Annotated in this window: 24 protein-coding genes and 1 pseudogene; 14 read left to right on the top strand and 11 right to left on the bottom strand. The window is 59.8% G+C overall.

What is annotated here, in order from left to right:
- Positions 1-14 precede the first annotated feature (14 nt).
- The 5 genes from JQ507_14935 (at position 15) to JQ507_14915 (ending at position 4,726) form a co-directional block, all read left to right on the top strand.
- Positions 15-1,139: a radical SAM protein gene (locus JQ507_14935; protein QRI73345.1), complete on the top strand. Its 1,125-nt coding sequence runs from the start codon at positions 15-17 to the stop codon at positions 1,137-1,139.
- Positions 1,136-1,720 carry a 3'-5' exonuclease gene (locus tag JQ507_14930; protein ID QRI73344.1) on the top strand — a complete coding sequence of 195 codons (585 nt, stop codon included), beginning with the start codon at positions 1,136-1,138 and terminating at the stop codon, positions 1,718-1,720. Before JQ507_14935 ends, JQ507_14930 begins: the two co-directional genes overlap by 4 nt.
- On the top strand, positions 1,717-2,310 hold the full coding sequence (locus JQ507_14925) for an AAA family ATPase (GenBank protein QRI72675.1): 594 nt from the start codon (positions 1,717-1,719) through the stop codon (positions 2,308-2,310). The genes JQ507_14930 and JQ507_14925 overlap by 4 nt, the downstream gene beginning before the upstream one ends.
- Positions 2,311-2,357: 47 nt before the next feature.
- On the top strand, positions 2,358-3,230 hold the full coding sequence (locus tag JQ507_14920; GenBank protein ID QRI72674.1) for an aldo/keto reductase: 873 nt from the start codon (positions 2,358-2,360) through the stop codon (positions 3,228-3,230).
- Positions 3,231-3,379: 149 nt separating this feature from the next.
- Positions 3,380-4,726 (top strand): hypothetical protein, encoded by a 1,347-nt coding sequence (locus tag JQ507_14915; GenBank protein ID QRI72673.1) that lies wholly within the window; start codon positions 3,380-3,382, stop codon positions 4,724-4,726.
- Positions 4,727-5,405: 679 nt separating this feature from the next.
- Here JQ507_14915 and JQ507_14910 read toward each other — a convergent pair.
- Both JQ507_14910 and JQ507_14905 read right to left on the bottom strand, forming a co-directional pair.
- Positions 5,406-6,023, bottom strand: a complete 618-nt coding sequence (locus JQ507_14910; protein ID QRI72672.1) for a cell envelope biogenesis protein TolA — start codon at positions 6,021-6,023, stop codon at positions 5,406-5,408.
- 118 nt (positions 6,024-6,141) lie between these two features.
- Positions 6,142-7,071, bottom strand: coding sequence for a Ku protein (locus JQ507_14905; protein QRI72671.1), 930 nt, complete (start codon positions 7,069-7,071; stop codon positions 6,142-6,144).
- 144 nt (positions 7,072-7,215) lie between these two features.
- Here JQ507_14905 and JQ507_14900 point away from each other — a divergent pair, with 144 nt between their 5' ends.
- Positions 7,216-7,611, top strand: coding sequence for a hypothetical protein (locus JQ507_14900; protein QRI72670.1), 396 nt, complete (start codon positions 7,216-7,218; stop codon positions 7,609-7,611).
- A gap of 37 nt (positions 7,612-7,648) precedes the next feature.
- A pseudogene (locus JQ507_14895) lies at positions 7,649-8,097 on the top strand (hypothetical protein).
- A 143-nt stretch (positions 8,098-8,240) separates the two neighbouring features.
- Here the strand turns inward: JQ507_14895 and JQ507_14890 are convergent.
- From JQ507_14890 to dinB, 4 genes are all read right to left on the bottom strand, one after another.
- Positions 8,241-9,566, bottom strand: a complete 1,326-nt coding sequence (locus JQ507_14890) for an SPASM domain-containing protein (protein ID QRI72669.1) — start codon at positions 9,564-9,566, stop codon at positions 8,241-8,243.
- A 101-nt stretch (positions 9,567-9,667) separates the two neighbouring features.
- Positions 9,668-9,862 (bottom strand): hypothetical protein, encoded by a 195-nt coding sequence (locus JQ507_14885; protein ID QRI72668.1) that lies wholly within the window; start codon positions 9,860-9,862, stop codon positions 9,668-9,670.
- Positions 9,863-10,269: 407 nt separating this feature from the next.
- The gene (ligD, locus tag JQ507_14880; protein QRI72667.1) at positions 10,270-11,202 is read right to left on the bottom strand and encodes a non-homologous end-joining DNA ligase; all 933 of its coding nucleotides are present in this window, start codon (positions 11,200-11,202) and stop codon (positions 10,270-10,272) included.
- A gap of 168 nt (positions 11,203-11,370) precedes the next feature.
- Positions 11,371-12,441 (bottom strand): DNA polymerase IV, encoded by a 1,071-nt coding sequence (gene dinB / locus JQ507_14875; protein ID QRI72666.1) that lies wholly within the window; start codon positions 12,439-12,441, stop codon positions 11,371-11,373.
- Between the two features lie 131 nt (positions 12,442-12,572).
- Here dinB and JQ507_14870 point away from each other — a divergent pair, with 131 nt between their 5' ends.
- Positions 12,573-13,574, top strand: coding sequence for a hypothetical protein (locus JQ507_14870; protein ID QRI72665.1), 1,002 nt, complete (start codon positions 12,573-12,575; stop codon positions 13,572-13,574).
- Here the strand turns inward: JQ507_14870 and JQ507_14865 are convergent.
- Both JQ507_14865 and JQ507_14860 read right to left on the bottom strand, forming a co-directional pair.
- Complete coding sequence (locus JQ507_14865) at positions 13,571-13,924, bottom strand: hypothetical protein (protein QRI72664.1); 354 nt, start codon at positions 13,922-13,924, stop codon at positions 13,571-13,573. The genes JQ507_14870 and JQ507_14865 overlap by 4 nt on opposite strands.
- Positions 13,925-13,939: 15 nt before the next feature.
- Positions 13,940-14,188, bottom strand: a complete 249-nt coding sequence (locus tag JQ507_14860; protein QRI72663.1) for a hypothetical protein — start codon at positions 14,186-14,188, stop codon at positions 13,940-13,942.
- Positions 14,189-14,474: 286 nt separating this feature from the next.
- Between JQ507_14860 and JQ507_14855 the strand changes: the two genes are divergently transcribed.
- From JQ507_14855 to JQ507_14845, 3 genes are all read left to right on the top strand, one after another.
- The gene (locus JQ507_14855; GenBank protein ID QRI72662.1) at positions 14,475-15,137 is read left to right on the top strand and encodes an SOS response-associated peptidase; all 663 of its coding nucleotides are present in this window, start codon (positions 14,475-14,477) and stop codon (positions 15,135-15,137) included.
- Positions 15,134-15,703, top strand: a complete 570-nt coding sequence (locus JQ507_14850) for a S1/P1 nuclease (protein ID QRI72661.1) — start codon at positions 15,134-15,136, stop codon at positions 15,701-15,703. Before JQ507_14855 ends, JQ507_14850 begins: the two co-directional genes overlap by 4 nt.
- Positions 15,704-16,133: 430 nt before the next feature.
- Positions 16,134-17,732, top strand: coding sequence for an amidohydrolase family protein (locus tag JQ507_14845; GenBank protein QRI72660.1), 1,599 nt, complete (start codon positions 16,134-16,136; stop codon positions 17,730-17,732).
- A gap of 51 nt (positions 17,733-17,783) precedes the next feature.
- Here the strand turns inward: JQ507_14845 and JQ507_14840 are convergent, their stop codons facing one another.
- Positions 17,784-18,686, bottom strand: a complete 903-nt coding sequence (locus tag JQ507_14840) for an ImmA/IrrE family metallo-endopeptidase (protein QRI72659.1) — start codon at positions 18,684-18,686, stop codon at positions 17,784-17,786.
- 5 nt (positions 18,687-18,691) lie between these two features.
- On the bottom strand, positions 18,692-19,015 hold the full coding sequence (locus JQ507_14835; GenBank protein ID QRI72658.1) for a helix-turn-helix transcriptional regulator: 324 nt from the start codon (positions 19,013-19,015) through the stop codon (positions 18,692-18,694).
- Positions 19,016-19,259: 244 nt separating this feature from the next.
- Between JQ507_14835 and JQ507_14830 the strand changes: the two genes are divergently transcribed.
- The 3 genes from JQ507_14830 to JQ507_14820 are packed head-to-tail and all read left to right on the top strand — an operon-like array spanning position 19,260 to position 22,497.
- Positions 19,260-20,693, top strand: coding sequence for a DUF2235 domain-containing protein (locus JQ507_14830; protein QRI72657.1), 1,434 nt, complete (start codon positions 19,260-19,262; stop codon positions 20,691-20,693).
- Positions 20,690-21,802 (top strand): MBL fold metallo-hydrolase, encoded by a 1,113-nt coding sequence (locus JQ507_14825; protein QRI72656.1) that lies wholly within the window; start codon positions 20,690-20,692, stop codon positions 21,800-21,802. Before JQ507_14830 ends, JQ507_14825 begins: the two co-directional genes overlap by 4 nt.
- Positions 21,799-22,497: a hypothetical protein gene (locus JQ507_14820; protein ID QRI72655.1), complete on the top strand. Its 699-nt coding sequence runs from the start codon at positions 21,799-21,801 to the stop codon at positions 22,495-22,497. Before JQ507_14825 ends, JQ507_14820 begins: the two co-directional genes overlap by 4 nt.
- A gap of 247 nt (positions 22,498-22,744) precedes the next feature.
- Here JQ507_14820 and JQ507_14815 read toward each other — a convergent pair whose 3' ends face one another.
- The gene (locus JQ507_14815) at positions 22,745-26,140 is read right to left on the bottom strand and encodes a TM0106 family RecB-like putative nuclease (protein QRI72654.1); all 3,396 of its coding nucleotides are present in this window, start codon (positions 26,138-26,140) and stop codon (positions 22,745-22,747) included.
- Positions 26,141-26,196: the final 56 nt, after the last annotated feature.

The raw sequence follows: 26,196 nt of genomic DNA, 5'->3' as shown, positions 1-26,196 counted from the left end.
GTTTCTTACCTACGATCGGACTGCGCACCGTGAAAGGACTTCGACCAGCCCCAACCGACCTTCCGGACGCACTTCGGAACGTGGTCGAGTATCGAAAGTCCGGCCTCAGTCTGAATCATGTCGTGGGATGCCCGCTCGACTGCGGTTACTGCGTGCGTCACCTGTTCCAGAACTACGAAATGAAACAACCGCATCTGGTGCTGGACGATTGTCGGGCGGTGACTCAACTAGTGGATCACTGGGCCTTCCGGGTCGGTACCACTCCCATACAGATCTTCAATCGTGCGACCGATCCTTTCCTGCCTGGCGTAAAGGATCATCTCTTTGCAACACTCGAAGAATTGGATCTAAGAGGCCTCACAAACCCCGTCCTAGTGATCACGAGATGGAAGATCCTGCCGTCCGACGTCGAGCGTCTGGAGCGTCTACAGAATCTCCAGCTGACGGTATTGGTGACCTGGTCCGGAATCGACGATAATCGGATAGAGCCCGTCGACAGCGCCATCGCCGAAGACTCGCTTCGTGTCCTCGACAAGCATGCGTCGAGAACAAAGTCGATCTTGTACTGGCGACCTCTGATTTCGGGTTTTAACGACAGCGACGTGCACTTAGACCGGGCGTCGGCATTGTCCTCTCTCGCCGATGCCACCGTGTTCACCGGTTTGTTCCACCGGGCTGAAATCCGCGAGCACTTCCGTCTCGCCGGCGTTCCCGATATTTACCCCGAAATCGCGCGCAGAAAAATCCTCCCGGCGGAAACGGAACGGCGAGTCCTAGCCACATTCACCGGAAGGCCGCTCTTTCGAAAGACCTCTTGCGGTGTAGCTTTCGCTCATCGGACAACAGACTATAATGGCCATTATGGCATACGGGAAATCTGCGATATCTGTCCCGCTGAGCAAATTTCGCGATGTGCTTCTGCGCACCGCATGCCGGAACGCGCTCAAGTAAGAGAACTCGCAATACTCGCCGGCTTGGATCCCCAGGGGATTTCCGTGGATCACCGCAAAATCGAACTGGACGGCAGTTCGGAACAGCAACGCTACTTTATCCAGCACACCTTGAACTATCAGGTACACGACCGCGCCCATCCCCACCTTCTTGGGCGCCACGGACGGGCAGAGCTCGGATGGAAATAGCAACCGATCGTATCTGGGTTATCGACGTCGAAGGCAGCGGCGGAACGCCACCGGAGATCGTCGAACTCGCCATGCTGGAAGTCGAGCAGCTTGCCTTGACCGGGAATCAACGCCATTGGCTTGTACGCCCGGAGCACGGGATTCATCCGGCGGCAACCCGAATACACGGCTTAACAGACGACGATGTACTCGGCTCTCCCTCGATGGAGGACATCGCCGACGACATCCTCCAATGGATCGAGAGTACGCCGATCGTCGGCCACAACGTCAGAGTGGAGGTTGACATTCTTTCCAGGTCGATCGCGGATTGGTCACCTCCGGCTGCTATCGACACCTTGAAACTTGCAAAGGCGTTGAGACCGGGTCTGCCCTCCTACGGACTAGCCAACCTGGGAACTGAACTAGGCCTTGCGGACCAGGCGGCCCAACTCAGCGGCCGGAGCCACCACTCCGCGCTTTACGATGCGACGCTAACGGCCCTGATCCTGATCGATCTGCTGTCACCCCTTCCGAGCGAGCGTCGCGCCAAGGCGCTTCAAGAGGCGAATATCCTCGATCCCAGACAAGGATCAATGTTTTGATCAGGCCGCCGATCAAAATCGGCATAACCGGCACCCACTCCACTGGCAAGAGCACGTTTTTCGATGCGCTTGAGCAGGAGCTTAAACGCTCGGGATTGATTGTTTGTCGGATATCCGATATCGCGCGGGCTGCGCTATCGCTCGGCTTTCCGATCCTGACGAAGCACACGTTCGAAAGCACCTTGTGGATCATGGCCGAGTGCATGCGCCGAGAGACCGAGGCGTCACTGACCAGCGACGTTATCCTCGTCGATCGCCCGGTTATCGATGCGCTGGGTTACTTGCGCGCCGCGCTGCAGGTGTCGCACCGAGAGCTCGATGAGCGGCGCCTCGACGAACTGGCCACAATCGTCAAGGCACACACACCCGACTACGACCTTCTTATCGCGACATTCCTCGACAAAAGTGTCGAGATCGGCAAAGGGCGGGACCCGGACACCGAATTTCGCGACGCCGCCGGGCGTCATATCAACATGCTTGTTTCCGAGCTTACGCCGGACGCGCTGAGGCTGACGTCTTCCAACGGGAGAGACGTATTGAAGCAGACCGTCATGTTCATCATTTCACGACTTCCGACTGCAGCGTCCTAATGTACCCACTTCCCGACCCGTCATTGCGTCGTATCGGACTCGGTTGCATGGCTCTTACAGGCATTTATGGCCCTGTTCCGCGTGAAACAGCATTCAATCTCATCCGCCGGGCCTTGGATCTCGGCGTTTCTCATTTCGACACGGCAGAGCTCTACGGCCCCTACGCCAACGAAGAACTCCTGGCCGAAGCCCTGGGTGGCAATCGAGACGCGGTCGAAATAGCGACCAAATTCGGTTATTGCTTGGAAAACGGTAAGATCGTTGGCTTGGACAGTACCTCGCGGGCAATCCGGCACAGCGTCGAGGGCTCGCTAAGACGGTTGCGCCGTGGCCACATCGACGTGCTCTACCAGCACCGCTTAGACCCAAGGGTACCAATCGAGGACGTTGTCGGGACCATGTCGGAGCTAGTTCGCGAGGGAAAGGTGTTGGCTCTGGGACTTTGCGCCATCGATTGGCAAATTCTCCAACGCGCGCGCGCCATACATCCCATATCATTCGTTCAAGACGAATTCTCCTTGATCCGACGTAGGCCGGAGAAGGAGTTGATACCGCGCTTGCGTGAAGCCGCGACCGAGTTCGTCTGCTTTTCTCCTCTAGGACGCGGGATACTGGCGGGCAACGGAGCAGCGAAGGACGATCGGGTATCGACCGATTATCGTCGAAACGACGAGCGGTTCGCGTCTGAGAGGCTGGCCTCGATAACCGACCATCTTGCGCCGCTTTGGCAGATCGCCGCGTCGAGAGCCGTAGCACCTGCTACAGTCGCCCTCGCCTGGCTCTTGTCGAAAGCGCCAGAAATTCGCGTCATTCCGGGAGCGAAAAGTGAGACCCAACTCGTAGCCGCCACTCAAGCCGGCGCTTTCGCGCTAACAAACGAAGAACTTGCCAGCCTAAATTTCATTGTGGATGCAAAATAGCGCCAGGACTGGAGAGCCGGAATTTGCCCAGAAACTGCGATCACGTAACTCGAGTCGAAGCAGACACGCCACAATTTTCCGTCTTATTTGATGAGGCGAGGAAAATCGCAGGCGACTCCGACCGCTTCGTAGAAATTCGCAGCGGATACATGACCTTCCATTTCGAAAGTGAGAAGGCAAATTCCGAATTTCGCAAGTTCGTCAACACGACAGGAATGGACGCTCCCCGACAGAGCAGTGCGACCGAGGAAAAGAAGGAAGTGGTAGCACGGAACAAGCCGGATGATGCAGAAGTCGAAGAGCCAGATCCCTACGAAAATGATCCGTTTTTTAAGCGAGTCTTTGACGGACAGTGGAATGCCCTTATCGGTAGGCAGGGGCATGAAGAGAACTATCTCGATGGATTCATAGAGGCCGCGATTGAACTCGCGGATGCAATCATCGAAAAGCAAATGTTTAGCAAGCGTGACACGCTGGTCTTGCCGATACTCTACAACGCACGGCATGCGGTCGAGCTGGCCCTCAAATTCTCGACGGAGCATTTTATCGAAGCAGGCGTAATAGCGGACGATGGGCGCAAACTCAGTCACAACATCAAGGCGTATTGGGATCACCTGCACAACAGCAAAATTGGGGACGAGAATCTGTCCAAGACTGTCACCGCGCTCAAGCCCTTTGTCGAAAGCCTGTCGCGGATCGATTCCGATGGGCAGGAGTTGCGATACCACCGGAACCGGGATGATGATCCGAGCCTCGCGAATTACGGGACCGCCAATCTGCAGCTCATTCGAGCGAGCCTGCTGGCGTTAGAGAGACTGTTGTCAGCGCTCAAGTACCGGACGGTGGACTACATCAGAGAGCGGGCCACCGGTGCATATACGAACCGCTGCTCGAGAGCCGATCTGCTTGAAATTGCGCGCCTCTTACCGCGTCGCGAAGCATGGAATACGGGAGCTTTCGACGAGCAAAAGGCGGCCATCAAAGAACGCTATGGCCTAAGCAACAAGCAATTCTCAATCGCGCTCGATCAGATCCAGCAGAATCGCGAAATGGGATCGGTTCTGGGGATTGAGAGCAACCATTTGCATCTCACGGACGACGACGCCGTATGGGTTGTCGAACAGTGGCGGCGTTTGCACCCTCCGCGGGCCCAGGATGATGGCGATCTTGGCCTGGACTACTTCGACCCCAAACGGTTTGATGGCATGAAGGAAGCAGCGGCGGCATTCCAAGAGGTGCAGAAGTCGATTGCGGTACGGCTATCGCCGGAGGCGCTGGCCGAACTTGAGGCAATGTTCTACCTCCAACGGGACGGTATTGCTTCGGAATATCACGAGCGCGAGGTAGCGCGAACCCTCGCGGAGCATGCGGCAGCCCAAAACCCACAGCATGAGATTTCGCACCTGATGGAGAAGACAAATTTTTGCGCGTGCCTAGAGGGCGCCGCAAAGAAGCTGGGACGCCTATCATTGGCGGAACGCCTCAAAGCCGTCTAAGTGCTTCAAGCGGGGGCTCGGGCTCGACGGTCCTCGGAGCCCTCTGGCCGCTCGACCCACTCCAATTTCGAATCCCTGCCATGTGTTACCAGCCGAACGGTTCGCGCCCTCAAGGTTTCGTATCGAGTGGCGAGAGGCGTGATTCAATGCCGGTTATGAAGGAGCGGCGGGCCGCGTTTCGCTCGCTGGACGGTGGGCTTTATCGGTTCTGTTGGAAGCGGATGCAATCCGGGAATGTGAGGAGCACGGGTAGATGCGAGATCGCAGCGTACCGCGCAACTACTTGGGACTTCCGCATCGAGACACGCGGGCCGAGCCATCAATGAAATTTAAGCCTTTTGGTGTAATCTGTTTGCGCGTGTGCTGATTCTCAGCGCCGCCTTCGAGGCAACATCGAGAGGGCATTATGGCGAAGAAAGCAAAGAAGGCGAAAAAGGCTGCGAAGAAGAAGACCGCTAAGAAGAAAAAGTAATTTCGGAATCTGAAAAGTCTCTCAAGGCCACATGCTCGGCGATTTGTCCGTGGTTGAGAGACGACACAATACCTAGGCAATCGGACCAGCCGTTTATGCACATGGCCTTGCATAGCGGCTCGGTCGGTCGTTGACCTGCAGGAAGCGACTGAGACCTCGCATCCGTGCGGACCAAGCCGACAGCCAGTGGCCGGCCCTTAGAGCGGCCTAGCCCCGTGCGCGCCGCAGCGCGCCTTCCAATCGCTCCCTCTCCTTCTCCCAGCGGGCGTCTTCCTCTCGCGATCTCTTCTCGAGAGCCTCCACCTCGACTTGGATGTTCGTGGCTTTCCTGGTGTGCACTTCCTCGGCCTTCTCCAACGCCGCCTGTGCCTTGTCGACCGCCTGCTGCCGGCGTTCACACTCCTTCTGCCTGGCGGCTTCTTCGCTCGCCCGTTCGCGCTCGCGCCGCTTCTGCTCCTTTTCGAATGCGAGAGCGGCCTTTCGCCCCGCCGCCTTGTCGACGGGACGAGAGGAAGCCTTCTTCGTCTTACTGCCTTTCGACTTGCCGGCGGCCTTCGTCGGTCTTCCGCCCTCACCCAGATTTCTGGGCAGTTCGGCACGCTCCCCGAAAGATCCGCTAGACCCAACGGGCCGCCTGAGAACGATGCCAGGCTTCGCCATTGTTGCAGCGATGACGTCCGGATCGTCGCTATCCTTCGCCGCACCCTGATGGAAGAGATTGCTGTCGGCACCCCATGCTTCCAGAGCCGCCTTCATCGATGGGGCGGCGATCGCCAGGTCGAAGAACCCCAGCGAAGTCTGGTAGGTCTTCAGTTTTCTCGCCATAAGACGTTTCCGGGGTCAGCAGCCAACGCATGCATCACCGCAGCCGCTACATGCCCGTCCACCGATGATCAAGACACGAAATGCCATGCCGGTAGTATTCAGTTGGAATCGACAAGCTCTAGGCTGACTTCCGCTGCGGTCTGGCCACCGGCTTCTTTGCCGCGGCTTCCTTCGCCGTTTTCTTGCCGGCGATCGGCATGAGCATTTCCTTCTGACCAGGCGTTGCCTTCTTGGGCTTCTTAGCCGATTTTTTTGAAGGCTCAAGCCGGGCTGCTTCTCCGCCGATGCTGTTGCGCAACGCGTCCATCAAATCCACCACGTTCTCCCCGCGGGGGCGCTCTTTCGCGGTGATGGGTTTGCCGGCGCGCTTCTGGTTGATGAGATCGATGAGGGCATTTTCGTACTGATCTTCGAACTTGCTCGGCTCGAAGTGGCCCGTCTTCTGGTTGACGATATGCCTGGCGAGATCAAGCATGTCCTTTGTGACCTTTACGTCCTGAATGTCGTCGAAATATTCGTCCGCAGAACGCACCTCGTAGGGATAGCGCAGCAGCGTTCCCATTAGGCCCTTGCCGAGCGGATCGAGCGCGACGATGTGCTCCCGATTGGTCAGCACCACGCGCCCGATCGCGACCTTGTTCATCTCTCGGATGGTTTCACGTATGACGGCGAAGGCGTCGTGGCCGACCTTCCCGTCCGGCACCAAATAGTATGGGCGGATCAGATATCGCGGATCGATCTCGCTGCGGTCGACGAATTCGTCGATCTCGATGGTTCGCGTCGATTCCAGCGCGACGTTCTCAAGCTCTTCCTTCGTCAGCTCAATGAAGGTGTCGGTGTCAACCTTGTAACCCTTGACGATGTCCTCGTTGGCGACCTCCTCGCCGGTGTCGGCGTCCACCTTGGCGTACTTGATGCGATGGCCGGTCTTCCGGTTGAGCTGGTTGAAGGAGACCTTTTCGGATTCCGACGTGGCCGGATAGAGCGCTACCGGACAGGTGACGAGGGAAAGACGCAGGAAGCCTTTCCAATTAGCTCGGGGAGCCATTGCGGTGGAACTCCATTACTGATGTCGGATTCAAGACGAATGGCCTGGCTTGGTTCCGACATCGCGACCTTTCCAACAGGAGGTTTTTTTCACGGAGCGGCTCGATCAGACTCGACTTTCGTTCTCTTTATGTTCTAATTCATAATGTCCGACCGACCCGCGAGCTGGCGCATGCCGACCCCAAAGCAGATGGAAAAGCTGGCCGCTGAAGCCGTCCGCAGGCGGCGCTCCTCCGCTGCGGCTCCGGATGCTCCCCTCCCGGCGGAATATTGGGAATCGGTCCTCAAAGACCCTCGCGCCGATGCGACCGGCGCCCAGATGCGGCAGCGACGTCTTTCCGAGATTCAGCACCACGTGCTGCGGATCTCCTGCCGCCGCTGCGAGCGGACCGTCGAAATCCAGACCGCCGATGCAGTCCGATTGTATGGCGGCAAAGCGGTCTGGAAGGACGTCGCGCAGCGACTGCTCGACAACACCTGCCAGCAGCGCACCGGAAGACACGAAGAAGACGGGTGCTGGCCGGGATTTGACATGACCTAGCCTGCACCCCGAGTTTGGTCTGCGCTTGGATGTCCGGATGGCGTCAAAACACCACCCCACACCGCTGTCAGGCGGAGACCGAAAGGCTCTGACGAAGGAATTAGGGAAAGCACGCGCGATGACCGGCATACTGGCTACGCAATCAGCCGAGATGCGAACCAAGGGCGCTGCGCTGATCCAGCAGGCCGATAGATTGCTCTGCGAAAGCTGGAACGAGCGGATGTGGAGCGATGGCGAGCCGATCGACCCCTCGCCAACCATTGATCAGGCGATCAACGGCGGCTTTCCCTGGCTGGAAATCCAGTGTTCACGGTGCAAGACCCCGAACGACGTCGATCTGGCAGCCCTCAAGCATCCGCCGACCACCTTCGTGCACGATCTTGCAAGCCGCCTGCGCTGCCGCAAGTGCGCCAAGGCCGGGCGGCGCCCTCCGCGACCTTGCTCCAACTTGGTTGGCAGCCACGTCATCCTCGAGGGGACGTCTAGGCTGCGATCACGGCTTGGCCGCTCGCGCCGGCCGGTACCGCTGCACGTGCCTGAGCCAAGGACCCAAGGTGGATATCGGCACCCGCATGCGCGGAATGTGGCAGTACACCGTTTCTGGTAGGCCAAGCGAAATCAGGCCCCGTTCACCTTTCGAGCAAAACTGGTCGAAACTGATCGGCTTCGGTGAAACTGAAAGTACTCTCTTCCAGGGCCACACCAAACTGCCAGGCGATTTTCTGTGGCAGCGCCTTGCGCCAGTAGAGGCTCTGCTCATGTAGGGAATGCGAATCTCCTTCAAGGTGCTTCTTCGGACAGCCACCCCAACAGACCGGCAGGAACGAGCAGCGGCTACAGTTCGGCTGGAGCGTAGGGTCGAAGGCGGTCCACCACTCCGCGTCGCGGCCTGGCGTCATTTCACCCTCGGCCCCGCGTATGGCGACCGGCCGTTGCTTTTCGCCGACCTGAAGCCCGCATCGGTAGTGGTTGCCATCGGCTCCGATCACGATGGAATCGTCCGCGAGAGCCGCGCAGACCGAGGTCCGTGGCAGCGGATAGAGTGAGCGAGTCGTCGTCTCGTCCAACATCGCCTCATGCGGGACCATCTGGCGAGATGTTTCGCGAAGCCTCTCGAACTCCTCCTCGGGAAGTTTGGAGCGACTTAGGAAGCCCGCGCGCTCGGAAAAGTCAGATATCCGGGCGAGCTGGAAGATGCAAGGAAAGGGCCTATCGAACCAACCGCGATCCCTGCAGAATTCGATGAAGGCCTCCAGATCGCCCTGGTTTCCGTGGTCGGCATTGAACCTCAGGTCGACGCGCACTACGTCGAGCAGTCGATCGACAACGGCGGCCGCCTGCTCGAAAGAGGAAACGGACGGATCCGGCGCCCTTCCCTTTCGATATCGCCTTCTCTTGTCGTGATTTGCCTTGAGCCCGTCGAACGAGATCTGCACCTGTCGAATGCGGTGCTGCCGGACGAACCCGGCGACATCGTCGGGCCAACATGTCCCGTTCGAGATAACGGAGGCGGAATAGCTGACTCCCATTTCTTCGCAAAGCGATTGGAGTGCCCCAGACGCAGCATCGATGAAGTCGATGTTGAGGAGCGGTTCGCCTCCATACCAGTCGACGTGAAGACTGTCTTTTCCCGACGCTGCAAGACGCTGCCGGGTCCAGCCAACCACCGAGGGCACATCGCTTTCGGCCAGGGCGTCGCGGGATCTTTCCTCGTAGCAATAGTAGCAGCCGAGGTTGCAATCCTGCGTGGTCGTTAACGTAAGAACCATCGGAGTCCGGCCGCGCGCACGCTTGTAACGCTCGCGGATCGTCGCGAGTTCGTCGAAAGTGTGCTCGACGAGAAACCCGCCTCGCCGCAGAGTAGTCAGAAGTGCGCTCGGAATGTTTTTGGTCGCCACCTTCCGTGGAGGACCACAGAGGAGCAGCGCAAGCTCGCGCGCGTCGCCGCCTGCCATCCGGACGGAGGCTCCCGTAACCGCATTATACAATACGCTGTCGTCGCCAATCGGAACGCAAAAGCTGTATCGTGACGATCGCAGACGATGCCGCCCTGCCGTCACTTGTCGATATCGATGATGGCGAGGCACATATTCGTGCCGTACCCGCAAAGTCGCGCCCCAACACGGCCGGCCTTCTTGAGGTCCGGAGTGATCGTCTCGACCTGAACGATGTTGAGCTTGCCTGGTCGGACCTTCAGTTTGACGTTCTTGTCGTCAGAGACGATCAGACTCACTTTGGGCTTTTTGGCCATTGCTACCTCCCGTCCTTAACAACCTATGGTCGCATACTATTTGTATTCGTCAAGTCCACTCTTGCGCGCGGCGCGCCGGGAGGCGGTACGTGAGTCACCGGCAGTTTCGAGACGTCATGGTTCCGTCGGAGCCGCAACACGTCGCCCTTCCGGTAACATCTCGTTCAAGAAGCTGGACGAGCTTCCTTTCGGTTGGGCGATCGCCTGCCCAAACCGGTTGCCGCGCGATTTGGGAGGCAGGGATTTCTCCCAGCGTCTGGGTGTTCAGACCTGGTTGGACATCGCCAACGAATACGACCGGCACGTTCCTGCTTCCAGTCTTATGACGGAGGACGTAATCGGCGCGCTCGTCGGCCCTCCCGCTGTCGGCGCAGGTAGTCCACGCTGAGGGTTATCGCCGCCGGCCCCTACCGACCAGTTTTTTTCGACAATGCCTTGAATGAGCTCTGCCGAAGCAGCCCTTCCGAGGTAATGTCCCGGTACTCGACCTCGGCGGTGAACGCAGGCTCGACCCACACTGCCTTAGGCTTCTTTATTGGTTTGGTGAGTTTGGATTTCGGACTCACTACGGTATCGAGTTGTTTTCGAATTCGGCTCGACACCGTCCGCGACCAGCCGGTCCCGACCTTGCCCATATAAACGAGGTCTTTCCCGTCCCTCCTCCCGAGATACAGAGCAGCGACACCGGTCGGGTCCTTCACAAATCCAACGACCGGAAAATTCCCTTTTTGAACCGTTTTGATCTTTAGCCAGGCTTCGTTCCGGTCCGACCGGTAGGGCGCGTCCGGGTTTTTGGAAACGATCCCTTCCCAATTCAGCTTGGCGGCATGTTCGAACATCTTTTGGCCGTCACCTATCAGATGCTCGCCGTACAGAACCGGAACTTCGATGTCCTGCAGGAGCTTCTGAAGTGCCCGCTTCCTCTCAATCTGAGGCGTGCCGCGAAGGTCATATCCGTTGAGGTACAGGAGATCGAACGCGTAGAAAATGAGCCGATCCTGATCACCCCGCGCCAGTTCGGCCTGGAGTTCTGAAAAGTTCGTCCGCCCCTCGTGGATGACTACCACTTCCCCATCGATGATCGCCTGGCCGGATAGGTCGAGGGCGCCAGCTATCAAGGAGAACCGCTTTGTCCAGTCCAGCCCGTTGCGGGTGTAGACCTTCCGCTTCCCCTTATTCAGATGGATTTGAACCCGGTAGCCGTCGTATTTAATCTCGTGCAGCCAATTCCCTTTAGGGGCTTTGGACTTAAGCGTTGCCAGTTGCGGCTTGATGAATCCTGGCATTTCCGAAGGCTTGGAGCCTGGGATCTGGACGCGGATCGGGGCACGCTTAACCATCAAGCTACTCAAAAAAACCAAACTACAGAGGCGAGTATATTGAGCCTTTCACTAAAAGGCCATTTATCCTGTTGCGTGCCGCGAAGCCCGGCCTGTCGGGATGACGCCCACGACCCGAGGCCCAAAATCCGGAAGCTCCATCACAGAGTGTGAACGTCGTAGCATCGCTCAGAGTTCCAGCAGCATCTGCGGTGCTTCGGAAGCGCGGTCGGTCTGCAGAGCGGATATCGATACCCCGAGCAGGCGGACTGCCTTCGGCGTCGGCATCAGTTTTTCGAGCAATTCGATCGCCACGCGTTCCAATTCAAGCCGGCTATCGACGGGACCGGGCAGTGATTGGCTGCGCGAAATGATCTCGAAATCTGCGAACTTCACCTTCAGCGTAACTGTCCGACCCCGATTTCCGGTGCTTTCGCAATGCCGCCAAACCTTGTCGATCAAAGGCTGTAACTCTGCGGCCATCGGCTCGAATTCGGTCAGGTCCGTCGCAAACGTGTTTTCAGCACCGACAGATTTCCGGATGCGGTTGGCCCGCACCGGTCGCTCGTCTATCCCGCGGGAGATCGAATAATAGTAGGCCCCGGCCTTTCCGAAGTTGGCCTCTAGAAGCGCCAGTTCCTGACGGCGTAGATCCATCCCCGTGAAGATACCTAGTGCGTTCATCTTCGCATTGGTTGCGGGTCCGATGCCGTGGAATTTGCCGACCGGCAGCGTCTCGACGAAACCCGGTCCCATCTCAGGCGTGATGACATATTGGCCGTTCGGCTTCCGGTAATCGGACGCCAGCTTGGCAAGAAACTTGTTGTAGGAGATACCCGCCGAAGCGTTGAGGCCGGTCTCAGTCTTGATCTTAGCTCTGATCGCGAGCGCAATGTCCCTCGCCAGCGGGATCCCTTGCAGATTTTCCGTAACGTCGAGATAGGCCTCGTCGAGCGAAAGCGGTTCGATGACCTCCGTGTGCTCCGCAAAGATAGCTCGGATCTGCAAAGAGATCGCCTTGTAGACATCGAAGCGCGGTTTCACGAATATCAGATCGGGACACTGCCGCTGCGCCGTGATCGAAGGCATTGCGGACCGCACGCCGAACTTCCGCGCCTCATAGCTTGCGGCCGCTACGACGCCGCGCTCGCGGGAGCCCCCCACGGCGACCGGTTTGCCGCGCAATTCCGGATTGTCGCGCTGCTCGACGGACGCATAGAACGCATCCATGTCAATGTGGATGATCTTCCGGACTTCCATTCAGCTAATTTCTCGCCCCAGGGGCGCGCATCTTCTTCGGACTCCGCGCGCAGATTCCTGCACTCTCGCGCTCGCCACAGTCCGAACAATAGCTCACCTTACAACACTCGCTCCACCTCACCGAATCAACAATGGCAACATCACCCACGCTGATCACCGGACTGACACGGAGCCGGGTTTCCGTCACCGACGTCCTGCATTTCACGGGCGGTCTCCGTGCGGTGAGAGGTCCCGGCGGCTTGCAGCTCGGGCCGCTCTCCCCGGATCGCACAGGTGCGATAAGGGGAGTTCCAGAAGGTCAGATTCAGGCTCTCGGTGCTTCACTGGGTCTGATCCTGTTCGGCGGGGACGAGATTATATCTACCGACCCGAACTTGCCGGCGCGGACCTGGACGCCGCTCTTGGGCCAGCCAAGGCTGGCGCACGCGGCCAATGATTCATGGGCAATGATCTCGTCAAGCGCTCGGGCCGCCGGCAATGAAGTGTACGCCAGGCTTGCGCGCAGCCTGTCGGTCAGCCTGCGGGCCGCCGGACTGCAGTTGCGAAACGCATCGGACGAATACAACAAGCAACTTGAGGCGGCCTTGGCCAGGGGCCAACAAGTCGGAACTAGATTTTCCAACCTCGCAATGGACGATCTGCATCTCGCCTTTCACGCGTTGCTTTCCGAAATGGCAAGCGCGCGGGATTACCTAGCGCGAGTGGCAAGGTTGCGTGTCAATGCACCGGACAATATCGACGCTCTCGCGCGCCTGCGACAATGGACAGAGCGGCCGGTGAATTCGGCGGTGCTGAGCGATGCGCTAGTGCAGCGCCTTCTTGAAGACTCGGATGAAACCGCGGCCGACCCGTGGCTGCGCGACATCGGCGAGTACCGAAATCTGTTCCTGCACCGCGAGCATATTGGGGCGATGGCGCGATGGCTCGTCGTCGAAGAGCGCGACAGCCCGACGGGGCCCGTCAGAGCAATTGCGATGGCTATTAACACGCGTCCCGGTGCCGACACCACATGCGATGCGTTGACGCGTTTCGTCGATCTGCACGCGCGACTATGCCGACTTGCAGATTTCGCCGTTCAATTCGCGCCATACGACGCAACGCCTCCGGCGTTTTCGACTGCCGCCAGGCCCTAGCCTGCCGCTTGGCTAGTCAAGAGTGGGACGCCTTCGCGTTGAACATCTCGGTTCAGCGCTTTGACAAATTCCGTCGCGCTGACCGGCGAGAAGTCGGATCCAACCAATTGCACGCGGCGCGTCAATGCCGCCTCGAATAAATCCGGCGTCGTCAGGCGAAGCGCTTCCGAGGCCGCGAGCAAGGCAGGTGGTATCTTCTCAACCGAGCCATGCAGGCTTTCGAAAATCCCGATCGCCGCTTCAGCTTCGTCCGATCGCACGAACGATCTCCCGTCGGGCAGCTCCTCGTAGGCCTCAAGGTTCAGATAGAGAGCCCAATCGAATCGCTCCTTTAGGTCGTTCGCAAGCATACTTCCACTCCAATTTCAAAGCGCGCTTAGATCGTAAGGTACGTCGCCGAATTTCCGAATTACGCAAGCGTCGCTGAACTCCCCCGTCGCCGGGTCCCCTGTCCGACTGAACGCGACCGCACCGACGTGGCCCTCTTTGCGCGAAAGTGACCCCGCGCGCATCACCGCGGCGTTCGGATTGAAGCACTCCGTCGGCTCGCCGGCCGCAACGCCATCATCACTTGCGACGAATGGCAGCGCGACGTAGTACGTGACCTCGGCCATGTTCCTCGCTCCTGCTCAATCGAGTTCAGCCGTTACTTGGTTTAAACCTTCAACGCACGAAGCGCGCGCTGCGACAAGCCAGATTTCCAGTTGACAAAATCCCAAGAATGTTCTCATTTTGTTCTACAGGTGTCAAGCGCTCGAACCGGCGATCTCCGCCACCTTGGCGGGTCAGGCGGAGCTGCACGGTTTGCCTGGAAATCTCGGCGCTCAAGGCTTGAAGTTGGCGCACATACATTGCTGCGAACTGCCCAAAATTGATTCGCGAGAAGCGAGGGACTGAGCGGTGTGCAATCTGTACAGCATCACGACTAACCAAGAGGCTGTCAGTCGTCTCTTCAGGGTCGTGAACAGGTACGTCGGAAATCTCCCTCCCATTCCCGGCGTGTTTCCGGACTACCCCGCGCCTGTCGTACGCAACGCCGACGCTGGACGAGAGCTTGCCATGATGCGCTGGGGAATGCCGCCACCGCCGAAATTCGGCGGCCCACCGGTCACCAACATCCGGAACACGTCGTCGCCGCACTGGCGAGGCTGGCTGAAGCCGGAAAATCGTTGCCTGGTACCCGCGAACAGTTTTTCGGAATACGCACCCGAGCCGAACCCTGAGACCAAGAAAAAGGACGTCGTCTGGTTCGCGCTCGACGAGTCCCGACCACTGTTCGCTTTCGCGGGCATCTGGACCGAGTTCAAGGGCGACCGGGGCACCAAGTCCAAGCCGGTCCCCGGCCCTCACCTGGTCTACGGCTTCCTGACGACGTCGCCGAACGCGGTCGTCGAGCCCATCCATCCGAAGGCCATGCCGGTGATCCTGACCACCGACGAAGAGCGCGACGTCTGGATGCGCGCACCGTGGGACGAAGCCAAGGCCCTTCAGCGGCCACTACCCGACGATGCGTTGTCGATCGTCGCCCGTGGCGCCGACAAGGAAGATCGGTCCGCAGCGTGAAGGCCATGTTGCACAGCCTTGCACTCGTCGCGTTGGGTTGCATCCTGCTTAGCGCCGAGGCTCGGGCGTGGAGTGACCCCGGACATAAAATTATCTGCGAAATTGCTTTCAGGCTTGCTCAACCAATAACGCGCGCCGCAATTCAAAAGCTGATGGAACTCGATACCGAATTCAAAACCTTTGCCGACTCTTGCGTCTACCCGGATCACCCTATCCGCGGGCTGCCGCGTATCCGCTCGACGGAGCACTATGTGAACTTGGCGCGAGATTCCAAGGGTCTCACCTCGGACCACTGCCCGAAGTCCGAAAAGTGCGTAGTCACTGCGATCCTGGACGATTCCAAGGTGCTTTCGTCGAAGACCAGTACAGATGCCGACAGACTGATTGCCCTGAAATCACTGGGCCACTGGGTCGGCGACATCCATCAACCATTGCACGTCTCCTTCGAAGACGATCGCGGCGGCAATACCATCAGGGTAACCGGGCAGGCGCCGGAAATCTGCACTCGGCATGGGACAATTGCCTCGTTCTATATGCGGTCGGCCCCGACACTTCGGACGCCGTAACGGAGCTGATGGGTGGCATCTCTCCCGAAAGGCAGGCCCGATGGGCGTCCTCCGGACCGAGGGACTGGGCAAACGAATCCTTCTCAATCTCTGAAGCCGTCAAGACGGGATACTGCGAGATGCGCGCGGACTCCTGCGACATGCCTAGCAATAGCGTGGCGATCGGCGCCGAATATCTCGAGGCAAACGAGCCCGTCGTGAAAGAGCAACTTCAGAAAGCGGCCGTCCGGCTTGCCCGCGCTCTCGATGTAGCTCTTGGAAACTGAACTGGAAACGCAAAGCCAAGGAACGCCGTTCGCATCCCTTTGTGCGCAAATCCAGCCTTCGGCGACCGGCGCACGGGCAAAAAGGCAACTCCCGACTCGATTCAATCCGGGCGCTCAATTAGGCTATGCTGCGCGGTAGACGCGAGAACAGCTTTGGGGGAAACATGGCCTATTTTCGGGAAGAGACCAGTCGGCTGACGGTGCTGCAAAAAGCCGGCTTAGCCGGTGCGGTAAAGCGATATGTCCTCCGTGGGCGCGTCGTCACCATGAATGCCGCCCACGATGTCATCCCCGACGGCTTCGTCTGCGTAGCCGATGAGACCATCGTCCATGTCGGCGCGTGGTCCGACGGCCTGCCGGCTCCGTTCGACGCGGCGAAGCTGATTGTGACCGGCGGCAGCATCTATCCGGGACTGATCGAACTGCACAACCACCCGTCATACAATTTCATTCCGATGTGGCCGGTCGTCCAGCACTTCGATAACCGGGGGATTTGGCGAAACGATCCGGGCTATAAGCGCTGGGTCTCGAATACCGACTATCTGCTCTGCAATCATCCGGTTGCCACGTACCCGAAGGCGCTCGTCCGTTTCGTCGAGTGCCGGGCGATACTGGGGGGCGTGACAACAACGCAAGGCATCCTCTACCAAAACGGCAGCGCTATGAGGTCCTACTACGATGGCCTTGTACGCAATGTCGAATTTCCCGTGAAAAATTGGCCGGTAGCAGACGACTACATCAACGACTTTACCTCGGCGCAGGATGCCGAGAACCGCGCCGGCCCGGCACTAGCCGCGGGAACACCCTACATCATCCATCTCTGCGAAGGCGTCGATGCCACAACGCGAGCCAAGTTCGACTACCTGCAAAAAGGCGACGGCACCTGGCTGATCGGACCTTCGCTCGTCACGATACACGGCGTCGCGCTTGATGACCCTCAATTTCGAACGCTGGCGCAGAACCGGGTCGGCGGCTTGGTCTGGTCGCCCCTGAGCAACATGCTGTTGTATGGAGCGACCACCAAGGTCGCGCGCGCCAAAGCGGCGGGCGTCCCGATCGCCATCGGATGCGATTGGGCTCCGAGCGGGACGAAAAACCTGCTGGGCGAACTAAAGATCGCGAAGATCGTCAGCGATCACGAGGGCGGTATCTTTTCCGACCGGGAACTTGTCGATGCGGTCACGCGAACGCCGGCGGCCATGTTGGGATGGGCGCCGTATGTCGGATCCATCCAAGCCGACAGGACCGCCGACCTCATGATCATCGATACCGCCGGCGGAGATCCCTACCGCGAGCTTATCGACGCAGACGAGTCTAACATCATCGCAGTCATTATCGACGGCCGCCCGCGCGCGGGGCGCGCTACCTTGATCGATCCGGGGTCTGCAGACGCCGAACTCATCCGCATCGCGCAACAAAACCTCGTCCTCGACATCATCGAATCGAAGACGCATCCGCTGGGAGGAACGTCCTTGAGCAGCGCCATCGCAACGATGACGTACGCGCTCGCTAACCTCAAGGATGTTGCTCGCGAAGCCCACACACTCGCGCCGATGATGGAAGGTGTAGTCGATCACTGGCGCCCGGTGCCGGATTACGATGATCGCCCAGCGGGACCGATGTTCGCGGCGCCGACGCTACCGGGCCCCGATGACGTCGATCCGCTGGCAATCGAACCCATGACCGCCGTGGACGACACCGGATTTATCGGGCGCATTCAGGCCAATCCAAACGTTCCTCAATGGTTGAAGGACTCACTGTAGAACGGTGGTTTACCGTGAAGCCTTGAAAGAAAGGCAGACCGCCTCGTCGGATCAGGTGTACCGCGATTGTCTATGCTTCAATCGTTCCTTGGCTGTGCGCTCACCGTCTTCATCGTGGTCCGGATCGTCCGCGGGTTCGTACCACAACATAATGAGGGCAAAGCCGTTGGACTGCAGATAGACCTGCTCGCTCATCGTCGGGGCCTGTCGGCCGCGCTCGACGTCAATCCAGTTTTCGGGCAATCGCGTATCAACGTCGCTCGGCACGCCGACTTGCAGGCACTTGCGATAGAACAACGACCTCTCGGGCACGGCCTTGCCGCGTAGAGCCGTAATGAATGGAAATCTCGTCTTGTTGCGGTATGTCGCGCCCACCTTGCCGTCGCGGACCACCACGAAGGCAATCGTTTCCGAATGATATTCCGCGTAGGCCCGGGCCATGGCGTCCTTGCTGACGTCGAACTTCGTCGCCAGCGAAAGCATATGCTCTATGCTCGGCGCCGACTTCTTCCCGATCTCGGTCCGCAATGCTGGCGGCGGCATCAGGATCAGCGACGAAAACCGATTTGCCTCGACCTCCATCTTCGCACGACGGTCGCCCTCCTTCGGCTTGAGCAGCGTCATGTCGGCCTGCGAGCAAAGGAAACGGCCTTCCTCGTCCGGCATGTGCGATGGCATCAGAAAATGCCCCAGTTCATGTCCCATCGTGAACCTGCGACGCTGCGGCGACACCCCTTTCTTCACTAGGATGATGCCACGGCTTCGCTCGCGGTCAGTCAGCAGACCGCCCTCGAAGCCTTGAGTGATGAGCGCTTGGATCTCGATGATGTCGAGTTGCCGGCACAACTCCTCGATCGGGACCGGAATCGGCAGGTTCGGCTCAGCCTTCAGGATGGCCATAACGATCCCCTCCGGGGATCCCTTATCGGCAAGGTCCATGCGCGAGATCTGCATCGCAACTACTTTCGATCGGAGTCCTTCAACCGCTGCATCAGGATGCGAATGGTCTCCAGGTCGGGATCAGATAGCTGCTTGAGTTCCCGAAACAAGGCGACGTGCTTCTCGTCCTCGTCGGCCGAGTTGGGGTTCTCACCGACAAGGTCGGCGATCCGGACCTGAAAATGAGTGGCCAGCTTGGTCAGCAGATCGACCGACGGATTGCTGCTACGGCCGGTCTCCAGGTCCCAAACGTGGGTCTTCGAGGCGCCGATGGCATCGGCGACATCCTGCAGCGACTGCTTCCGGCGGACCCTCAACTCCTTCAACTTGGTGGCTAATGACATCGTAAGCCTCTCAAAAGGCCCGCATTTTCGGACCGTAAGATTCACTTGGACGATTCTATAGCGCTCGTCTTGACAATCGCAAGCGTCAGATTTATCTGTACGGTTAATGCCGCCCTGACCGGACGGCAAAATTTGGAAAGATCGATGTAGCGATTCTTCATGCCCGCGCGGCCACGGCTAGGACCAGCCACCCGATCGCCAAGGCCGCCGCTTCCTCGATCGCAACGTATGCGACGAGGACACCATGCCGAAGAACATCCTGGTATTTTCAGACGGCACCGGTCAGGCCGGCGGTCTGACCCCTGACGAGAACCGGTCGAACATCTACAAGATGTTCCGCGCCACGCGCTGCGGACCGGACACCAACATCAGCGCCGGCGAACAGATCGCCTTCTACGACGCCGGCCTCGGGTCGCAGCCGCCCCACGGTGCCTTCTTCATCACGCGTGCCTGGCGCTGGCTGCACAATGTCGCCAGCCAGGCGACGGGCCTCGGCATCACCACCAACATCATCGACTGCTACGCCTGGATTGTGCGGGTGTACGAGCCCGGCGATCGCATCTATCTGTTCGGCTTCAGCCGCGGCGCCTACACGATCAGGTGTCTTGCGGCGGTGCTCTCACTTTGCGGCGTTCCGACGCGGATGCCGGTCGGCACACCGCTGCGGCGCGATGTCGGCGGCTCGACGGCGATAGCCAAGGAGGCGGTGAAAGGGGTCTATCAGTTCGTCAGTTCGCCCAAGGACACTGCCTATGTGGAGCAGCGCAAGGCGCTCGCGGCGAACTTCCGGCAGAAGTACGGGTCCGACGACAACGGCGAGCCGAACATCGTGCCGTTCTTCATCGGTGTGTTCGACACCGTCGCGTCGCTGGGCAGCTACCTGCTGTCGGCGGCGCTAGTCGCCGGCGCCGCCGCCGTGCTCGCCGGCATCAGCTTCGCGCAGTCGTTTCTCCTCTTTGCGTTTCTGCCGACCTTCCTGACGCTGGCCGGGATCAGCGCGCTCGCAGCGGCGATCGGCTACGCAGTCACACATATCAAGTTCGCCGCCGGGCTGCCGGGCCACTGGTGGCAGCGCTGGCATTTCGCGTCACCGAAGATGAAGTTCTACGACCTGCACCTCAACAACAGGGTCTGGCACGCGCTGTCGATCGACGAGAACCGCGCTGACTTCGCCCGGGTGATCTGGGGTGGCGTTCACAACAAGGGTCCCGGACGACCCGACGAATACCCCGACTGGCTGCAGCAGGTGTGGTTCTCCGGAAACCATTCCGATGTCGGCGGCAGCTATCCCGAGAACGAGGCGCGCCTCTCCGACATCTCGCTCGGCTGGATGGTCCACGCCGCGGTCAACCTGCCCGACGGCAAGACCCCGACCGGCAACGGCATCAAGGTCGACGACCGCTTCCTGCAACTCAATCCCGACCCGTTCGGGCCGCAGCACGACGCACGCGAGCCAGGATACTTCGGCGGGCGTTTCAAGTGGACGGAAGGCCACCGCAAGGTCGAGCCCTGCGGCATCCTGCATTCATCGGTCTACAAGCGCTTCGATGCGCCCGACGGTGTCCCGCATTTCTACAGCCGCGCACCGTACCGCCCGACAAATCTGTCCGACCACGAAAATCTCGCGAAGTATTATCCCGGCGCACCGGCGGCGCCCAACGATGGAGTCGTTAAGTGATTTGCGAAATCGAGTTCATGCCCGTCGGCACTGGCAGCAAGGCCGGCGACGCCATCATCCTGCGCTACGGCACACCCGTCGACTTCAAGCTGATGCTTATCGATGGTGGCACCGCCGACACCGGCGACGAGATTGTCGCGCATCTGCGGAAGCATTTCGGGCTCGGCGCGAAACTCGAACACGTCGTCCTAACTCACTCCGACGCGGATCACGCATCGGGACTGCGGACCGTGTTGGCGCAGATTCCGGTCGATAATCTCTGGCTGCATGTACCGTGGCTTCTGGCGCCCGAGGTGAAGCACCTCTTTGCGGACACCCGCTGGACGCCGCTCGGCCTCCAGACCGCCGTGAAGAAGGAGTACGACATCATCGGCGAGATCGTCGATCTGGCGCTGGCAAGGCGCGTCACCATCAACCAGCCGTTCCAGGGGCAGAACATCGGCCCCTTCCACGTCCTGTCGCCGAGCCGGGCCGTCTATCTGCACCTGCTGCCCCAGTTCGAGAAAACGCCGGATCCGGACCAGACAGCGATCGAGGCGGCGTCGATGTGGCTTGGGAAGGCCTCTTTCATAGGCAGACTCGTCGAAGCCGCCCGCTCGAAGGTGGAAAACTGGACGACGGAAACCTGGGCTCAGGAGCGGTTGCGGGACGGCGGACAGACCAGCGCCAGCAACGAGTCGAGCGTCGTCCTGTACGGGGCGTTCGAAAACGAGCAGCGTGTTCTCCTCACCGGCGACGCCGGCGTGAATGCCCTGACCTGGTCCGCCGACTACGCGGTCAGAGTCGGCCTGCCGCTCCAGCGGTTCACGTTCGTGCAGATCCCGCACCACGGAAGCCGCCGGAACGTCGGGCCGACCGTGCTGACAAGACTGCTTGGACCGGTACAGCCGGAGTACGCCGATCCGCGTTTTTCGGCGTATGTCTCCGCCCCCGCCGACGATACGAACCACCCTCGCAAGATTGTCTTGAACGCGTTCAAGCGCCGGGGCGGCATAATCATCGCCACGCAGGGCTCGACCAAGGTCCACCGCGGCGGCTTCCCGATGCGGACCGGTTACTCCAGCGTCGACGGGCTGCCGTTCTTCACCAGGGTCGAGGAATACTCATGACCACGGCCGGAAACTCGAAGTCGTTGAAGGACCAGAACCGCTGGCATTTGTGGCTGCTTATCGCCGTGAACTCAGCCGTCTTCTACGCCGCGCTCAATTTCAGCGACTTCGAAAGCTCAGGCTACCGGGCGCTGGTCAACAGCGCCACTCAGCTTCTGCCTGTCGGCTTCGCCACCGTCGTGACGACCGTCGCGAACGGACTGCTCGATGCCGACATGAAGGCAAGGCTTGTCTTCCTACGATGGCATCACGCACTGCCAGGCAACCGCGCATTCAGCCGATACGCGCACCGCGATCCGCGGATCGACCAGGACAAGCTCGCCCAATTGATCGACATGAAGTCGCTGCCAGCTCCCGAGGCTGAAAACGCCGCATGGTACCGCCTCTACAAGGAGGTGCACAATGACCAGAGCGTGCAACAGGTCCATCGTGAATTCCTGTTGTTGCGCGACTACACCGGCCTTGCAGCCCTGTTCCTTGTTGGCTTCGGCGCTGTTGCGCTCTTTAGCGTCCACCCACCCAGAGTCTTAGCGATCTACTGCGCTTTGCTCATTGTCCAATACATCATCGTAAGGCATTCGGCCGCGACTTACGGAATCCGTTTCGTCACGACCGTGCTCGCGCTCAAGACCTCGACACCCGCGCTGGCCGTGCGGACGCCAGCGAAACGCGCCGCCAAGACGGCAAAGTCCTGAACACCGCAAAGGCATAAGAGTCGCACTGAAGTCGACGCCCTGCGATCGCGGTGGATGCGAGTGTGAAAGCCGAGACGTTGTTCACTTCTGTCGAGTTCCACCTGGGCGCCAAGCCTACTCCCTCGTCGCGGACACTTTGCCGGTTTCCGGATCCTACTGGTCGGACCATGGTCCATGGTCAACTCGCAACAGTACCAACTCTAGCGCCATTCCGATTAGCTTCGCCTACCTTGTCATTCAATCTGGATCACAAGCGAGTGGCCAACTCCAGATATCTGCAGAACGCATTTGCAAGTTGCATCTGGCGCGGCGTACGGCACTCCGGTTCGAACAAGCGGGGCGATGCGACGACGGCGCAGATGCACTTTGCACGCGAAGTCGCGACGTTCAGACGATTGGCGCTGTAAAGAAACTCCATGCCGCGCGGGGCGTCCGAGTGGCTTGAAGTGGTCATCGAATAGATCACGATCGGCGCTTCGCGCCCCTGAAACTTGTCGACCGTGCCCACCCGGGCGCCGGGAATGCGCTCCTGAAGCTCGAACACCTGTGCGTTATAAGGAGCGATGATCAATATATCGTCCAATCCGACCGGCCCTTCGACTCCCTCACGATTAATCCAAGTCGTCCCGCCCGCCAGGATTTCGCAAACGAGGCTGTCGATCGCATCGGCCTCCTCCCGCGACGAGCTTTGATTCCCATCGTGTGTCACGGGGAGATAGCGAAGGCCCGCGCCACTAAGCCTGCTCTTAGACTTGATCGCCTGGTTCTCAAGGCCTGGGCGGGGGTGCAATCGGCCGTCGTAGAAGAGCTCCGAGTTGAACGAGCAAATCAGCGGATGCAGGCGCCAAGTCTCCGGAAGGAATAGACCTCGGTCGGCCGGCACCGTGGCGTGAGAGCCGAGAATATGGTTGAGCGACGAGACGTCGACACCGTCGGGATGGCTTCCTTGGATTGGCTGTTCGAGCTGCCGAGGGTCACCCAACAACACTATGCTTTCAGCGGCCTGGGAGACGGCCAGTACGTTCGCAAGCGACATCTGCGCGGCTTCGTCGATGAAAAGCACGTCGACGCTTCGAGCGGCGTCAGGTCTCGCCCAAAACCAAGCCGTCCCGCCCCCCGCCCTACAGTCGGAATGCAGAGCACCGAGAAAAGCCGTGTTGTCGGTGGTGAACCGCAGACCTGGACGATCGTCCTCCTTGTCGGAGAGCTTTTGGATACACCTGATCGGAATATTCTGTTCGCTGGCCGCGATGACGACCTCATCGAGAAGATTGCGGATGACCTTGTGGCTGTTCGCCGTGATCCCGACGGTCTTCCCTTCCTTTGCGAGGGCGCAGATCATGCGAGCACCGGTATGCGTCTTCCCTGCACCGGGGGGCCCCTGTACCGGAAAAACGCTGCTGTCGAGATTGAGCGCTATGCGGATCGCCGCTGCCAGCGTCGCCTCGCCGTCCACCTGTAGTTCCTGCCCCCGAAGACGAGGCGCCACGGCCATCAAAAGGTCGCGGGCAGCACGGTGGTCTCCTTCCCCGGACATTCCATGATCCGCCACGTACACGCCGATCCGCATCAGCGAATCGGCAAGCACCTGCGTATCGACGAAGTTATGGGCGAATACTGCCTCGTGATGAACGGCTGCCGTGTCTCCACGCTTCTTGATGTCGATGGTGCGCCCGTCGTGCGAAATGGCGACCACGCGTCCGAATTTGTCGCCCCCGATGCTCCTGAGGTCGTCCTCGGCTCGGATGTCGGTATCCTGCAGCGCAAACCGGTAGCGATGTATCGGCGCCTTGGCGGTGCCGCCGGCCTGTTCCACGTACGTTAGATCTGCCAGGCCGGCGCGCTCATGGAGAAGATCTGCGGCGGACAAATCGCGAAGCCGGAAGTATTCCCACCAGACGGCCTTCTTTTCGCGCCCGTGCCAATCCAACATGAACGCTAGGAGCCAGTGCGCATGCTGTTCGGCGCTGCGTTCCTCGACGTCGTCGGGCACGCCGTCCGTCAGACGCGCAACAAGCGCCGCTACCTTCTTTTGCCATTCGTCCAGTTCGGCGCTGATCTCGGACGTTGCCGCCGCCGGCCGATCGATGACGGCGCCATCAGCGATGAGGTCCGCTCGAACAGCTTCCAGCCAGCGTCTCAAGGCCTCGGTGGACGCGCAGTCATCCCGATTGTAGCCCCTGATCGTCGCCTTGTCGCTTTCGGGAATACCGGCGCTGTCTGCCAATTCGAGACGCGCCTGCGTGCGAGCCATCACCCCGCCCACGTCCTCCAACGGCACGATCCTCACGAACGAATAGAGCGGCTCGAGCTTCTTGATCGAATAGCTCTCCACACTCGCACGAATGGCGTGCCGCACGGCGGCAAAGAGATCGACAAATATCTGTGCCCGCAACAAGCCGTCGACCTCGTTTTCTCGCGTCGCATAGCGTCCCATCAGGCGCTTCATTGCCGCCGGCTCATAGGGAGCAAAATGGTAGATATGCAGGCCGGGATGGACTGTCAGGCGCTCGGTCACGAAATCGACAAAACGCTCGAATGCAGCCCTCTCCTCCTGCCGATTGGAAGCCCAATCGCCGACGTATTGTGCGGAGCCGTCCTCGCCCGAGTAGACATACCCGAACAGGAATTCCAAGCCGCCGTCGCCGACGAACGGGTCGCCCTCGAAGTCGAAGAAGATATCTCCCGGAGAGGGCTCCGGAAGGCGAGACAGACCGAAGTCGGCGATCGGGAGCAAGGTCTCGTAAACCACCGAACCGCTCGTGCGCCCCTCGACCTGGATCCGGGCCTGCTCTCGGATCTTCTCGAAGCTCTTGGCCGCTCCCCGATCGGGCCTCCACGGAAGCGGCAACGGCAAAGCCGCGAGCGCCGCCGTGGTTTCGACGCCGTGTCTCTTCAACTCGCCGATCTGGGATTTGCTGATGCCGGCGACGAGCGACATGTGATCGTCAGCCCTCCTCCTCTCGTCACAGTGACGGCGCCAACGACATATCTCGCAATGTTCTATCGGCTCAGGATAGGCGTCGCCGGCGACGGATCCCGAGACAGAACTCTCAAGACTGCTCCGGACGTGCCGGTAGTATGCGCCATAATCGGCGATCCGGTACGCCTCGGGGACGAAGTTCGTACCCGGCGTAACGACGAAGGCGGAAGTCGGCTCGGCCTCCTGGGTCTCCGACAGCAGGTCAGAGTAGAGCGATATCTGAAGGACCGTATTGCCCTTCGTCTCGCGAGCGAGCTTAGTGTCGATCACTTCGTAGGACCAAGGCCCGAACCGGCTCGGCGTCTCCACCCTCCGAAGAACGTCGGTGCGGCCGTTCCAGCGTCCAGCCCGCAGCGCCCCCTGAACGATGATCGCATCTCCCCTGGCCATCGCGGCATTGGTGGCGGCAATCGATTTGGCGTCGACACCCACACCTTCGACGACGGTGGCCGTCAGACCGCTTGCCTCGATGTGCTCGATGAACCCCTGCTCGTGCAGTGTTCCGCGCTCCGCCAGCACCTCGAGCACAGGATCCCAAATCTTCGGTTTAGCCAATTCGCCGTTGGCAACCCTGAGATCGAGCGCGGTCAGATAGCGGCAGTTCAGGTGCCCCACCAGATCGCCAGCACTGAGATTGAGCGTTCCCGCGACTTTGTACATCTACCCTCTGGAGTTGGAACGCGTTGCCGGTTCATGAAACGCTTCCGACGAACGCG

This window comes from Bradyrhizobium sp. PSBB068, from assembly GCA_016839165.1.
In the GTDB taxonomy this organism is placed as follows: Bacteria; Pseudomonadota; Alphaproteobacteria; order Rhizobiales; family Xanthobacteraceae; genus Bradyrhizobium.
This window is presented reverse-complemented; position numbering and strand designations above follow the sequence as displayed.